This window comes from Micromonospora orduensis (assembly GCF_006228125.1).
In the GTDB taxonomy this organism is placed as follows: domain Bacteria; phylum Actinomycetota; class Actinomycetes; order Mycobacteriales; family Micromonosporaceae; genus Micromonospora; species Micromonospora orduensis.
The window spans coordinates 1-13,920 of the sequence record NZ_VDFY01000106.1 but is presented as its reverse complement, the minus strand read 5'-3'; the positions used below and the strand labels follow the sequence as shown (position 1 = coordinate 13,920).

The window sequence follows — 13,920 nt, the reverse complement described above, 5'->3', positions numbered from 1 at the left end:
TAGGCTGGGGCGGTGAGCACCCTCCGCCCCGCGCTGCTGACCGACCACTACGAGCTGACCATGGTCAGCGCGGCACTGAAGGACGGCACCGCCGACCGCCGCTGCGTCTTCGAGGTCTTCACCCGTCGACTGCCGTCCGGCCGCCGCTACGGTGTGGTCGGCGGCACGGCCCGGCTGATCGAGATGATCCGCGACTTCCGCTTCGACGAGGCGGAGATCGACTTCCTGCGCCGGACCGGGGTGGTCGACGAGGCGGCGGCGGCCTGGCTGGCCGACTACCGCTTCACCGGTGACATCGACGGGTACGCCGAGGGTGAGCTGTTCTTCCCCGGTTCGCCGATCCTGACCGTCTCCGGTGGTTTCGCCGAGTGCGTGGTGCTGGAGACGTTGGCGCTCTCGGTGCTCAACCACGACAGCGCCGTGGCCGCCGCGGCGGCCCGGATGGTGACCGCGGCGCGGGGTCGGGCGCTGATCGAAATGGGATCGCGTCGGGCGCACGAGGAGTCCGCGGTGGCCGCGGCGCGGGCCGCGTACCTGGCCGGGTTCCGGTTCACCTCCAACCTGGCGGCGGGAGCCCGCTACGGCATCCCCACGGCGGGTACGGCGGCGCACGCGTTCACGCTGCTGCACGACGACGAGCGGGCCGCGTTCGCGTCGCAGGTGGCCACGTTGGGCAAGGACACCACGCTGCTGGTCGACACGTACGACATCAGCCAGGGCATCCGCAACGCGATCGCGGTGGCCGGGCCGGAGCTGCGGGCGGTCCGCATCGACTCGGGTGACCTGGCGGTCATCGCGCAGCAGTCGCGGGAGTTGCTGGACTCGCTGGGCGCCACCGAGACCAAGATCATCGTCTCGGGTGACCTCGACGAGTACTCGATCGCCGCGCTGGCCGCCGAACCGGTGGACATGTACGGCGCGGGGACGGCCGTCGTCACCGGCTCCGGGGCGCCGACGGCCGGGTTGGTCTACAAGCTCGTCGAGGTCGAGGGTCGGCCGGTGGTCAAGCGTTCCGAGCACAAGGCGACCATCGGCGGCCGGAAGGTGGCCGTGCGCCGGCACAAGCCGACCGGCACCGCCACCGAGGAGATCATCGTCCCGCAGGGCGTGCCGGACCGGCAGCCCAACGACCGGATGCTCCAGCGCTCGTACGTGGTCGACGGCGAGCCGGTGGCGCTGCCCACCCTCGACCAGTCCCGGGAGCACCTGCGCGAATGCCTGATCTCCATCCCGTGGGAGGGGCTGAAGCTCTCCGCCGGCGACCCGGCCGTGCCGGTCACCGTCGTACCCGCCAGCTGATCTGACTGAGAGGGAGACCCCGATGGCCAACGCGCTGATCATCGTGGACGTGCAGAACGACTTCTGCGAGGGCGGCTCGCTGGCCGTCGCGGGCGGGGCGGGCGTGGCCGCCGGCATCTCCCGCCTGCTCGCAGCCGAGCCGGACCGGTGGTCGCACGTGGTCGCCACCAAGGACTACCACGTCGACCCGGGGGCGCACTTCGGCGATCCGCCGGATTTCGTGGACTCCTGGCCCCGGCACTGTGTGGTCGGCACCACTGGCTCGGAGTTCCACCCCGAGCTGGACACGGGCCGGGTCGAGGCGATCTTCCACAAGGGCGAGCACGCCGCGGCGTACTCCGGGTTCGAGGGGCACGCCGACGACGGCGAGTGCTTGGCCGACTGGCTGCGCCGGCACGACGTGGACCGGGTCGACCTGGTCGGGATCGCCACGGACCACTGCGTCCGGGCGACCGCGCTGGACGCCGCCCGGGAGGGTTTCGCGACCACCGTGCTGCTGGAGCTGACCGCAGCCGTCGCCCCGGACACCACCGACGTGGCCCTGCGCGCGATGGACGGCGCCGGGGTGACCCTGCACGGAGAGCCTGTGATCAGGGCCGCATGAGGCGGTAAAAGGTTGGCCTTCGGACCGCCGCCGGTCGAGGATGTCGCCGGAGGTACGGACCGACGTGAACATGAAGCCTTACCGGACAGCGCTCGCCCTGCCCGGCCTGCGGCCGTTGCTGCTGGTAGCCGTCCTCGCCCGCATCCCGCTCACCGCGACCGGGGTGACGCTGACCTTCCATGTGGTGCTCGACCTCGACCGGGGCTACGGGGCCGCCGGCCTGGTGGGCGCGGCCGTCACCGTGGGCGCGGCGATCGGCGGGCCGCTGCTCGGCCGGCTGGTGGACCGGCGTGGCCTGCGCCCGGTTCTGGTGCTCACCGCCATCGCCGAAGCGATCTTCTGGTCCACCGCGCCCACGCTGCCGTACCCCGTGCTGCTGCCGACCGCGTTCGTGGCCGGCTCGCTGGCCCTGCCCATCTTCTCGGTGGTCCGCCAGTCGATCGCCGCGCTGGTCCCGGAGGACCAACGCCGCCCGGCGTACGCGCTGGACTCCATGTCGGTGGAGCTGTCCTTCATGATCGGCCCGGCGTTGGCGGTGGCGCTGGTCACCGCGATCTCCGCCCAGACCACCATGTATCTCGTCGGCGGCGGCATCGTCGCGGCCGGTATCGCCCTGTGGGTGGTCAACCCGCCGATCCGTGGCGCCACCGAACCCAGCGGCCCGCCGCGCCGGGTGCCGCGCCGGGAGTGGCTGACCCCCCGGCTGCTCGCCGTGCTGGCGCTCAGCACCGCCGCGACCCTGGTGCTCGGCGGCACCGACGTGGCCGTGGTCGCCGTCCTGCGGGCCAGCGGAGAGGTCGGCTGGACCGGCGCGGTGCTGGCCATCTGGGCGGTCGCGTCGCTGGCCGGCGGCTTCGCCTACGGTGCCGTGCACCGCTCGTTCTCGCCGCTGGTCCTGACCGCGGCGCTGGGCGTGTGCACCATCCCGGTCGGGCTGGGCGGCGCGCACTGGTGGCTGCTCTGCCTGGCGCTGATCCCGGCCGGCGCGCTCTGCGCGCCCACCATCGCGGCCTCGTCCGACGCGGTCAGCCGGCTCGTTCCGGCCGAGGTACGCGGCGAGGCGATGGGCCTGCACGGCTCCGCCGTCACCGTCGGCATCGCGGTCGGCGCGCCGCTCGCCGGCGCCGTGATCGACGCCAGCGCGCCGCTGTGGGGATTCGTGGTGACCGGTGCGCTCGGCGCGCTGGTCACCCTCGTGGTGCTCCCGATCGAGTTGCGCCGCCGCCGTAACGCCGACGCGGCCACCCCGCCGCCCGTCGAGGTCGATCTCGCCCCCGCCGGCCGCTGACAGCAGCCGCCGACGCGGCGGCACGGAAGGCTGCGGCCCCCCTGGGTGGTCCCGCGCCGCGCAGCCTGACCGCGCCGCCGCCGGGCCGCGTTGCCGCCGGGCCGCGCCGCTACCGGATCGCGCCCTGCCACGCCGCTGCCGGGTTGCGCCCTGCCGCGCCCCGCCCTGACCGCCGGATTGCCTGTGCGGCGCGCCGCAGGTAGTCGACGCTCCCGACCGGCGGCACTCATTCTCAGACCGCATATACCTGTGAGGCATGAATATGACTCCCAGGTATATCGCTCGTCGGCACTGCCACGCCTCGGACATCGGGGCCATCCAGCTGGGGTGCGGTGCCGGGCGGGGCCTGGCCTTGCCGGATCGGGCGGGGCCGGCCTTGCCCGAGCGGGCGCCACCCGGCCTTGCCCGAGGGCCGCGACCCGGCCTTGCCCGAGCGGGCGCGACCCGGCGTTGTCGGGCCGGGCAGGCCCCGCACGGCCGAGGCGGGGCTGGACATGACGACGGGCGCCGCTCCCGGTGTCCCGGGGGCGGCGCCCGTCGTACGGTGCAGTCGAGCGTCAGTGCCGGTCGATGTCGCTGGCGGTGTCCTCGTTGTAGCTGGCCCCACCGTCCGACTCGCTGGTGAGCGGCTTGGCGCCCCCCTCCGGCGGGCCGGCCACGCTCTGGCCGGCGGCCAACTCGGGGAACTTCGCGTCGAACGCCGGCCGCTCGGAGCGGATGCGGGGCATCCGGTCGAAGTTGCGCAGCGGCGGCGGGCTGCTGGTCGCCCACTCCAGCGAGTTGCCGTGACCCCAGGGGTCGTTGACCTCGACCACCGGGCCGGTCTTGTACGACTTCCAGCAGTTCCAGATGAACGGCAGGGTCGAGATACCGGTGATGAACGCGCCGATCGTGGAGATCGTGTTCAGCGTGGTGAAGCCGTCGCTGGGCAGGTAGTCGGCGTACCGACGGGGCATGCCCTCGTTGCCGAGCCAGTGCTGCACCAGGAACGTGGTGTGGAAACCGATCATGGTGAGCCAGAAGTGAATCTTGCCCAGTCGCTCGTCGAGCATCCGCCCGAACATCTTCGGGAACCAGAAGTAGATGCCGGCGAAGACGGCGAACACGATCGTGCCGAAGAGCACGTAGTGGAAGTGCGCCACCACGAAGTACGAGTCGGAGACGTGGAAGTCGATCGGCGGGCTGGCCAGCAGCACACCGGTGAGACCACCGAAGAGGAAGGTGACCAGGAAGCCGACCGCCCAGAGCATGGGCGTCTCGAAGCTGATCTGGCCCCGCCACATGGTGCCGATCCAGTTGAAGAACTTCATACCGGTCGGCACGGCGATCAGGTAGCTCAGGAAGCTGAAGAACGGCAGCAGCACCTGGCCGGTGGCGAACATGTGGTGCGCCCAGACGCTCATGGAGAGCGCGGCGATCGCCACGGTCGCGGCGACCAGACCCTTGTAGCCGAAGATCGGCTTGCGGGAGAAGACCGGGATGACCTCGCTGATGATGCCGAAGAACGGCAGCGCGACGATGTACACCTCGGGGTGGCCGAAGAACCAGAACAGGTGCTGCCAGAGCATCGGCCCGCCGGTGGCGGGGTCGTACACGTGGGCGCCGAGGATGCGGTCCGCGGCGAGCGCGAACAACGCGGCGGCCAGCAGCGGGAAGACCAGGATCACCAGAAGGCTGGTGACCAGGATGTTCCACGTGAAGATCGGCATCCGGAACATGGTCATGCCGGGCGCGCGCAGCGTCAGCACGGTGGTGATCATGTTCACCGCGCCGAGGATGGTGCCCAGACCGGAGATGGCCAGACCCATGATCCACATGTTGGCGCCGACGCCGGGCGAGTGCTCGACGCTGCTCAGCGGCGCGTACGCGAACCAGCCGAAGTCGGCGGCGCCACCCGGGGTGATGAACCCGGCGGTCGCCATCGTGCCGCCGAACAGGTACAGCCAGTAGGCGAAGCTGTTCAGCCGGGGGAAGGAGACGTCGGGCGCGCCGATCTGGATCGGCACGATGTAGTTCGCGAAGGCGAACACGATCGGCGTCGCGAAGAACAGCAACATGATCGTGCCGTGCATCGTGAAGAGCTGGTTGTACTGCTCCGGCGACAGGAACTGAAGCCCCGGTCGGGCCAGTTCAGCACGCATGACCAGGGCCATCAGGCCACCGATCATGAAGAACACGAACGCGGTGACCATGTACATGATCCCGATTTGCTTCGCGTCCGTGGTTCGCAGCAGCCGCGCGATGGCCGACCCCTTGACCGGCTCCCGGACCGGCCAGGGCCGGGTCACGACCGGCTTGGGTGCGACGGTGGTCACGAGTGGCCTCCGGTTCTCGGTTGTCCCGCTCGGCACACGCTGGTTATCGGCGGGCCGTCATCCGCAAGGAGGATAGTCCCCGGCAGGTCGCAGCGCCGCGTGGGGTGGCGTGACACGATCTACAACGGGTCTACAGCGGGCCGAGCAGGAGCCGGTAGTGCTCCCCGAAGATCCGGCCGCCGCGTCCACGCAACAGCGGGTCGCGCAGCGCCGGCGGCACGTCCCGGGTCCGGTTGCGGTCCCGGGTCCGGTCCCGCACCCATCGGGTACGCGGACGGCGACGACTCTCGTACGCCACGAGCGCCGCGTCCACGCTGCCGGCGGCGCGCAGCGACTCGGCCAGCACCACGGCGTCCTCCAGTGCCATGGCCGCGCCCTGGGACAGGGTCGGCGCGGTGGCGTGCGCGGCGTCGCCGACGAGCAGCACCCGGCCCCGGTACCAGCGGCCCAGCTCCACCTCGTCGGTGATCCCGACGTGCACGGAGTCGAGCGCGGCCAGCACCTCGGGCACCGGTCCCCGGTAGTCGGCGAAGAGGTCCCGCAGCCGCGCGAGAGGGTCGGTGGGCGCCTCGGTGCCGGCCTCGTCGGCGTACAGGTGCAGTCGCCCGGCGCCGATCGGCACCATGAGGAACCCGGAGCGCTGGCCGAGCAGGGCGGTCCACTCGGTGACCGGTGGGCCGTCGCGCAGGACGGCCCGGTAGACCACCTGCCCGACCGGGCGGGGTGGCCCGCCGAGCGCGGCGAGCGCGCGGACCGAGGAGCGTGGGCCGTCGGCGCCGATGACCAGGTCGTACTCACCTGTGGTGCCGTCGGTGAAGGTGACGCCGACCGCGCCCGGGAGCAGGTCCAGGGTGCGGACCTCCGCGCCGTGGCGGACGGCGCCGCCGGCGCCGCTGAGCAGCACGCGGTGCAGGTCGGCCCGGGGTAGCGCCCGGCACTCGCCGACGCCGGCCCACAGGGTGTCGAGGTCGATCTCGCAGAGCGGCGCGCCGGCCGCGTCGAAGAAGCGCTGCCGGCGGATCACCTGCCCGAGCGGGCGGACCGGGTCGTGCAGGTCCAGCCGGTGCAGCGCGCGGGCGGCGTTCCCCGGCAGGTAGAGGCCCGTCTCGGTGGACTCCCCCGGCGGCAGCTTCTCGGTGACGTCGGGTCGGAAGCCCGCCATGCGCAGCGCCCGGGCGACGGCCAGACCGGCGATGCCCGCGCCGACGACGAGGATGCGCAGGGGGGAGCCACCCATGGTGGTGTACGCCTCCGGAGGGGGAACGGCACGCGTTGGAGGCAACACGCTACTCGGAGCTATTGGCGCACACCAGGGCCGATCGGACCGGCCGGCGCCTCTCGTCGGCGGCGCGTGCCGCTTAGCTGGCGCTCCTGTGACAACCGTCCGGCGGGGGCGTGGCAATCCTCACAATTCACCAGTTTGACCCGTACGGTTGCGCGTGAGTTTCAGACATGTGAATGTGTCGTTGACGTGGGAGCGCTCCCGCATCAGCCCGTCCCCATCCCCGGCGCCCGGGCACGCGCCGCAGTCAAGGAGCGTCATGAAACGTCCACTTCGGGCCCTGGTCGCCACCGGTCTGCTGCTCGCAGGCTCGCTGGTCGCCGTGGCTCTCGGCGGCAACGCCTCCGCCGACACCCAGATCTGCGAGCAGTACGGCTCGGCCGTCATCCAGGGCCGGTACGTGGTGCAGAACAACCGCTGGGGCACCACGGCCCAGCAGTGCATCAACGTCACAAGCAACGGCTTCGAGATCACCACCCTGAACGGCAGCAGCCCCACCAACGGCGCGCCCACGGCGTACCCCTCGGTGTTCTTCGGTTGTCACTACACCAACTGCTCGCCCGGCACGAACCTGCCGATCCAGGTGAGCCAGATCAGCAGCGCCACCAGCAGCATCTCCTACCGGTACGTCAGCGGTGCCACCTACAACGCGTCGTACGACATCTGGCTGGACCCGTCGCCCAAGCGGGACGGGGTGAACCAGATGGAGATCATGATCTGGCTCAACCGGCAGGGCCCGATCCAGCCCATCGGTTCGGTCGTCGGCACCACCAACCTGGCCGGCCGGACCTGGGAGGTCTGGCGGGGCAGCAACGGCTCCAACAACGTCATCTCCTACGTCGCGCCGTCGGCGATCTCCAGCCTGAACTTCAGCGTGCTGGACTTCATCAACGACGTCCGCAACCGTGGCGCGATCACCAACTCCTGGTACCTGACCAGCATCCAGGCCGGCTTCGAGCCCTGGCAGGGTGGTGTCGGCCTCGCGGTGACGTCCTTCTCGGCGAACGTCAACGGTGGCGGCAACCCGACCACGCCGCCCCCGACCACACCGCCGCCGACGACCCCGCCGCCGGGTGGTGGCGCGGGCTGCGCGGTGAAGTACACGGCGAACTCGTGGAACAACGGCTTCACCGCCGACGTGCAGATCACCAACACCGGCTCCAGCGCGATCAACGGCTGGACGCTCACCTACAGCCTGCCCGGCGGTCAGCAGGTCACCAACGCCTGGAACGCCACGGTGAGCCAGAGCGGCTCCGCGGTGACCGCCCGTAACGTCGGCCACAACGGGTCGATCGCTCCCGGCGGAACCGCCAGCTTCGGCTACCAGGGCACGCTGAGCGGGTCGTACTCGTCGCCGACCAGCTTCTCGCTCAACGGGGCAACCTGCTCCCGCACCTGAGAATCGTCACCTCTGAGCCCCGGTTGACGGTGCATGCCTCGGCGTCGAGGCGACCCTGGGGGCGTGACCGTGTGGTCACGCCCCCAGGGCCCGCCATGGCCGACCCGTGGCGTCAGCTCACCAGTCCGCACACGGGAAGTGAGTCGACTTCACGCAGGCGGCATCCTGGAGCAGGACCACGCGAAAGCGACCCGTGTCCACCAACCGCTGGTAGATCCGGTTGCCGACTTCCCCCTCCTCCCCCCTCCTGATGCCCAGTTCGAGGGTGAAGGGGTGGCTCAATGACGGTTCCTCGCCCTCGGGGCGGTAGCTCACCCACATCTTGAAATCTTTGTGAAAGGCGAGGAAGGTCCGCGAACCACTCTGCACCTCTTCGTACTCGACACCCAACAGCGATGCCAGCTCAGGAACCAGAGAGTCGATCGAGCCGCCGCCTGGGCCGTCTGCCCACCCGAGAAGTAGCTCTACATCCATTGCCGCCCTCACAGTTCAGCACTCGAAAAAATCGATTCCGTCGCAGTTTATTCAGCCCACCGGAACACGGTCCTGAATGGATACGGATGACGGAGAGGGAAATCCGAGAGCTGTCCGGCCCGCGCTCAACAAGGCTGGGCGCGGGCCGGACGCGGTCAGACGCGGGTGAGGCGTACGGCGTCGGCGATGACCAGGCCGGTGGCGTTGCTCCAGCGGCTCACCGCGACCCGGTTGGCGTCGCCCGCCGGCAGGGTGAACGTGCCGAGGACACGCCACTGCCCGCCGGTGGCGCGCTGGTCGACGTACACCGTCCGGTTGCCGGTGGTGGTGGCGACGATGTACGGGGTGGCGCTGTTGTAGCCGCTGTTCGTCGGCCACCAGGCCTCGACCCGGTAGTTGCCGGCGGCCGGGACGTCGAACCGGTACCAGGCGGGGTCGCTGGCCGCGACCGGGTCGGCGTACCGGTAGTCGGCGCCGTACCGCTGGCTGGAGAAGGTCGACACACCCCAGTTGGCGCTTGCGGTGAACCGACCGGCGGTGGTGTTGTCCACGGTGGACGACCACGCCGTACCCCCACCGGCCATCTTCGCCGCGACGTCGGCGCGCATGACGTTCAGGTCGATGAAGGACGGGTCGATCTTGCCGGTGGTACTGGTCTCCCGGTGCCCCCGGGCGTAGCTGCTGTCCCGGCCGAGCCGGGTGAGCACGGCGGCGGTGGCGGCGATCGACGCGTTGTACTGCGCGGCGGTCATCTCCTGGTTGACGCCGTTGTAGTCGATCTCCCACCCGATCATGAGGGTGTTGCCGTCTCCGGCGGGGATCGGCCCGCTGCCGCCGCTGACCCCGGCGTGGTTGCACCGACCGGCGGAGATGACGTGGAAGACACCGTTGTAGTCGACGAGCGCCTGGCACAGCGGCCCGGCCAGGTCGGAGCGGCCGTTGATGCAGATGCCGAGCGCCGGGTGCGGGTTGCTGGCGCTGGAGGTCGAGGCGGTGTGGTGCCAGAGCACGCCGATCGGGTCGAAGGAACCCGGCCGCATCCGGTTGAGCCAGTCGCCCTCGACGACGACCTGGACCCCGGCGGCGCGCAGCACGTCCACCAGCCAGGGAATCGTCGCCATCAGGCGCCCTGGATCAGGTCGGCGAGGCACTCGGCCTTCGGCGCGGCGCTCGCCGCCCCGGGTCGGGCGACGACTGTCAGCGCGGCGACCACCAGGGCGGGGATGCCGAGCACCCCACGACGGCGCAGACGGATGGACGGTGTTCGGGCCATGGCGATCCTCCAGCGACGGCGGGTACGAACGGATCGACGAACGTGATGACGGGCACGGTATACCGTCACGTACGTCGATGTCGATACCCTTCAGCGCTGGGTCGCCTGCTGAAGAAAATCGCCGATTCAGACCTCGCCGAGCGCGTCGATGTCGCGCATCTCCTCCGCGGTCAGCGAGAAGTGGAAGACGTCGAAGTTGGCGCTGATCCGCTCCGGCGTCACCGACTTCGGGATCACCACGATCTCGTGGTCGATGTGCCAGCGCAGCACCACCTGGGCCGGCGAGACACCGTGCGCGGAGGCGATCCTGGTGAGCACCGGGTGGCTGAGGTCCGTGGTCTTGAACGGGCTGTACCCCTCCAGCACCACGCCCCGGTCGCGGTGCTCGGCATGCCGCTGCCTGTCGTACAGCATCGGGCCCCACCTGATCTGGTTGACTGCCGGGTTCTCCTCGGTCGACTGGATCAGCTCGTCGATCTGAATGGTGCTGTAGTTGCTCACCCCGACCGCACGGGTGAGATTCTCGTCCCGGGCCGCCAGCAGCTCGCGCCACATCGGGATGCTGTCGGTGGCCGACGGGGGCCAGTGGATCAGCCAGAGGTCCACCTGGTCGACGCCGAGCGCCTCCAGACTGGCCTCCAGCGTCTCCCGCTCCCGGCCCACCCGGTCCGGCGGGACCTTGGTGGTGATGAAGAGGTCCTCCCGGCGCAGCCCGCTCTCCCGCACCGCCCGGCCGACCTCCCGCTCGTTGCCGTACAGCGTGGCGGTGTCGAGGTGCCGGTAGCCGGTGTCGAGCGCGGCAAGCACGGCGTCGTACGCGGCGGACCCGGTGGCCTGCCAGGTGCCGAAGCCGAGCAGGGGCATCCGCACCTCGCCGGGGAGCAGGACGGTGGGCTGGTCCGTGTTGTCCATATGCACCGTTCTACCCCGCCCCGCACCCGGCCGGCGACCGAACCGGACACTCGGGTGTCCAGCGTGACGGTCCGGTTTGCCGGAGAATGCGGGTGTGGCGGACCGGCTGGAGGAGTACCGGCGTCGGCGGGACGCGGCCCGTACACCCGAGCCGGTGCCGGCGCGGAGCCCCACGGCGGCCGGCCCCGGCGACGGCGCCGCGCGCTTCGTCATCCAGCAGCACCACGCCCGCAGCCTGCACTGGGACCTGCGCCTGGAGCACGAGGGTGTGCTGGCGTCCTGGGCGGTACCGCGCGGCCTTCCCCGCGATCCCGGCCGCAACCACCTCGCGGTGCACACCGAGGACCACCCGATGGAGTACCTCGACTTCCACGGTGAGATCCCCGCCGGCGAGTACGGCGGCGGCCGGATGGTCATCCACGACCGGGGGACCTACCGCGCGGAGAAGTGGCGCGACGACGAGGTGATCGTGACCCTCGCCGGCGAGCGGACCGCCGGGCGGTACGTGCTCTTCGCCACCGGCGGCCGGGACTGGATGGTCCGGCGCACCGATCCCGCGCCGCCGGGCTGGACCCCGATGCCCGAGCTGGTCCGGCCGATGCACGCCACGCCGGCCGCCAGGCTCCCCCGCGACCGCGACGAATGGGGGTACGAGCTGCGCTGGGACGGGGTCCGGGCGATGGCGTACGTCTCCGGCGGGCGGCTGCGGCTGCTCTCCGAGACCGACGAGGAGATCACCGGCGGGTACCCGTGGCTGCGCGCGATGGCCGAGGCGCTCGCGCCCACCGAGGCGGTGCTCGACGGTGTGCTGGTCCGCATCGACGGTGCCGGCCGGGTCCGTCCGGTCCGGCCGGCCACCGGCAGCCGGGTCCCGGCCGGCGCCCAGTACCTGATCGTCGACCTGCTCTGGTTGGAGGGCGTGAGCAGCGTCGACGTGCCGTACGCGCAACGCCGGGAACTGCTCGATGGGCTGGCCCTGACCGGACCGCACTGGCAGACTCCGCCGTGGTTCTCCGGCGCGGGCGACGAGGCCCTGCGTGCCGGGCGGGAGCAGGGCCTGCCCGGTGTGGTCGCCAAGCGGCTGGACTCGGTCTACGAGCCGGGGCGGCGCAGTCGACGCTGGCTGAGCGTCGACGCGGTCTGACGGCGAGGAGCGACGTGTACCTGACCCACCTGGACTGCCCGCGCTGCGGCAGGGAGTACGCCGCCGACCGGTTACAGAACCTCTGCGAGTGCGGGTCTCCGCTACTGGCCCGTTACGACCTGCCGGCGGTGGCGAAGGCGGTCACCCCGGAACGCTTTCCGCTGCGCCCGGCCGACCTGTGGCGATACCGGGAGCTGCTGCCGGTCGACGACCTGCGGTACGTCACCACACTGGGCGAGGGCTGGACGCCGCTGTTGCGCGCCCCGGCGTACGGCGCCGAGATCGGCATCGCGGACCTGATGGTCAAGGACGAGGGGCTGATCCCGACCGGTTCGTTCAAGGCGCGCGGCGCGGCGGTCGGTGTGAGCCGGGCCCGCGAGCTGGGCGTCGAGCGGATCGCGATGCCCACCAACGGCAACGCCGGGTCGGCCTGGGCGACGTACGCGGCGCGGGCCGGGATGGGCGCGACAATCGTCATGCCGTTGGCGGCGCCGAGCATCTGCCGGCGCGAGTGCGTGGCAGCCGGTGCCGATCTGCGCCTGATCGACGGGCTGATCGGCGACGCCGGCCGGCGGGTGGCCGAGCTGGTCGCGGAGTCGAACGGGGCGATCTTCGACGCCGGCACGCTGCGCGAGCCCTACCGGCTGGAGGGCAAGAAGACGATGGGGTACGAGATCGTCGAGCAGCTCGGCTGGCAGGCCCCCGACGTGATCATCTACCCGACGGGTGGCGGGGTCGGTCTGATCGGCATCCACAAGGCGCTGCACGAGCTGCGCGAGCTGGGCTGGATCGGCGACAAGCTGCCCCGACTGGTGGCGGTGCAGTCGACCGGCTGCGCGCCGATCGTACGGGCGTTCGCCGCCGGCGCCGATCGGACGCAGCCGTGGGCGGACGCGCACACGGTGGCGTTCGGCATCACCGTGCCGGCGCCGCTGGGCGACGAGCTGATCCTGACCGCGCTGCGGGAGTCCTCCGGCACCGCGGTCGCCGTCGACGACGCGGAGATCCTGGCCGACCTGCGGGACTTCGCCGCCCGGGAGGGGCTGCTGCTCTGCCCCGAGGGGGCGGCCTGCCTGACGGCGGCGCGGCACCTGCGCGCCAGCGGGTGGATCCGGGCCGGTGAGCGGGTGGTGGTGCTCAACACCGGTGCCGGGCTGAAGTATCCGGACACGGTCGACGTGTCCGACGTACCCGTGCTGGCCTGAGCAGGTGGGTGCCCCGCGGGGCACCCACCTGCCGGGCGGTCTACTGGTAGGTGATGTCCGAGGGTGAGTAGAGGCAGTTGACGCCGTCGGCGCCCTCACCGATCTCGGTGGGCTCGCTGCCCTTGGGCACTCCCTTGTACTTCACGCAGATCGAGGTCTCCCGGTCCGGGTCGTCGACGATGGTGATGCGGCTGAACCGGGCCGTGTCCCCCCAGTTGGTGTTGATGCCGGCGATCGCGTCGGTGTCCCGGACGACCACGTTGTCGATCACCACGTGCCGCTGGTACGACGTGGAGCAGTTGCCGCAGGCCCGGTAGAGCTTCCCGGCGTTCTCCACCCGGAAGTTCCTGATGTAGACGGTGCCCGAGCCGTTGTGCTGGAAGACCTTGTCGCTGGCCGAGCGGGCGCCACCGCCGTCGACGGTGTACGTGGTGCCGCCCCGGAAGGTGGCCGCGTCCTCGCCGACGTCCTCCCACCAGACGTTGATCAGGGTGCAGTTGCCCTCGCAGTGCACGCCGTCGCCGGCCGGCGCGCCGATGATCACGTTGCGGAGGGTGGCGCCGGCGGCCAGCTCGAACATCGGGTCCTGGCTCTCGCTCTGCCCGCCGTCGCCGATGCCGTAGTAGCGCTTGAGTCCACCGTCGAACGTGCCGGAGACGGCGATCGTGGCGTCCACCTTCTGGCTGCTGGTGGGCGTCGGCCAGCCGGACGGCGGAGGGTTGGTC

At 71.2% G+C, this 13,920-nt stretch carries 13 protein-coding genes; 6 read left to right on the top strand and 7 right to left on the bottom strand.

Annotated features, from left to right (window positions below):
• Nucleotides 1-12: 12 nt before the first annotated feature.
• Genes FHG89_RS06525 through FHG89_RS06515 form a run of 3 tightly spaced genes read left to right on the top strand, consistent with a single transcriptional unit; the run spans nt 13 to nt 3,191 of the window.
• Nucleotides 13-1,299: a nicotinate phosphoribosyltransferase gene (locus FHG89_RS06525; RefSeq protein WP_139583453.1), complete on the top strand. Its 1,287-nt coding sequence runs from the start codon at nt 13-15 to the stop codon at nt 1,297-1,299.
• Between the two features lie 22 nt (nt 1,300-1,321).
• On the top strand, nt 1,322-1,903 hold the full coding sequence (locus FHG89_RS06520; RefSeq protein WP_139583452.1) for an isochorismatase family protein: 582 nt from the start codon (nt 1,322-1,324) through the stop codon (nt 1,901-1,903).
• 40 nt (nt 1,904-1,943) lie between these two features.
• Nucleotides 1,944-3,191: an MFS transporter gene (locus FHG89_RS06515; RefSeq protein WP_139583451.1), complete on the top strand. Its 1,248-nt coding sequence runs from the start codon at nt 1,944-1,946 to the stop codon at nt 3,189-3,191.
• 557 nt (nt 3,192-3,748) lie between these two features.
• Here the strand turns inward: FHG89_RS06515 and ctaD are convergent.
• Nucleotides 3,749-5,506, bottom strand: a complete 1,758-nt coding sequence (gene ctaD, locus FHG89_RS06510; RefSeq protein ID WP_139583450.1) for an aa3-type cytochrome oxidase subunit I — start codon at nt 5,504-5,506, stop codon at nt 3,749-3,751.
• 130 nt (nt 5,507-5,636) lie between these two features.
• Complete coding sequence (locus FHG89_RS06505) at nt 5,637-6,743, bottom strand: FAD-dependent monooxygenase (RefSeq protein WP_139583449.1); 1,107 nt, start codon at nt 6,741-6,743, stop codon at nt 5,637-5,639.
• A 304-nt stretch (nt 6,744-7,047) separates the two neighbouring features.
• Here FHG89_RS06505 and FHG89_RS06500 point away from each other — a divergent pair, with 304 nt between their 5' ends.
• Nucleotides 7,048-8,187 carry a glycoside hydrolase family 12 protein gene (locus FHG89_RS06500; protein WP_139583448.1) on the top strand — a complete coding sequence of 380 codons (1,140 nt, stop codon included), beginning with the start codon at nt 7,048-7,050 and terminating at the stop codon, nt 8,185-8,187.
• 117 nt (nt 8,188-8,304) lie between these two features.
• On the opposite strand, the gene FHG89_RS06495 is transcribed toward FHG89_RS06500, so the two are convergent.
• The 4 genes from FHG89_RS06495 to FHG89_RS06485 all read right to left on the bottom strand — a co-directional run bounded on the left by FHG89_RS06495 (nt 8,305) and on the right by FHG89_RS06485 (nt 10,846).
• Nucleotides 8,305-8,661, bottom strand: a complete 357-nt coding sequence (locus tag FHG89_RS06495) for a hypothetical protein (RefSeq protein WP_139583447.1) — start codon at nt 8,659-8,661, stop codon at nt 8,305-8,307.
• A 155-nt stretch (nt 8,662-8,816) separates the two neighbouring features.
• Entirely contained in the window at nt 8,817-9,782 is a 966-nt protein-coding gene (locus FHG89_RS06490; protein ID WP_139583446.1) for a golvesin C-terminal-like domain-containing protein, read from the bottom strand.
• Nucleotides 9,782-9,934 carry a hypothetical protein gene (locus FHG89_RS32815; protein ID WP_167517352.1) on the bottom strand — a complete coding sequence of 51 codons (153 nt, stop codon included), beginning with the start codon at nt 9,932-9,934 and terminating at the stop codon, nt 9,782-9,784. Before FHG89_RS32815 ends, FHG89_RS06490 begins: the two co-directional genes overlap by 1 nt.
• 126 nt (nt 9,935-10,060) lie before the next feature.
• Complete coding sequence (locus FHG89_RS06485; protein WP_139583445.1) at nt 10,061-10,846, bottom strand: aldo/keto reductase; 786 nt, start codon at nt 10,844-10,846, stop codon at nt 10,061-10,063.
• A gap of 94 nt (nt 10,847-10,940) precedes the next feature.
• On the opposite strand from FHG89_RS06485, the gene FHG89_RS06480 reads away from it, so the two are divergent.
• The gene (locus FHG89_RS06480) at nt 10,941-11,990 is read left to right on the top strand and encodes a DNA polymerase ligase N-terminal domain-containing protein (RefSeq protein WP_139583444.1); all 1,050 of its coding nucleotides are present in this window, start codon (nt 10,941-10,943) and stop codon (nt 11,988-11,990) included.
• Nucleotides 11,991-12,004: 14 nt separating this feature from the next.
• Nucleotides 12,005-13,195 carry a threonine synthase gene (locus FHG89_RS06475; RefSeq protein ID WP_139583443.1) on the top strand — a complete coding sequence of 397 codons (1,191 nt, stop codon included), beginning with the start codon at nt 12,005-12,007 and terminating at the stop codon, nt 13,193-13,195.
• Between the two features lie 40 nt (nt 13,196-13,235).
• Here the strand turns inward: FHG89_RS06475 and FHG89_RS06470 are convergent.
• The coding region (locus tag FHG89_RS06470) for a pectate lyase (RefSeq protein ID WP_167517351.1) at nt 13,236-13,920 on the bottom strand (685 nt) is incomplete at its 5' end.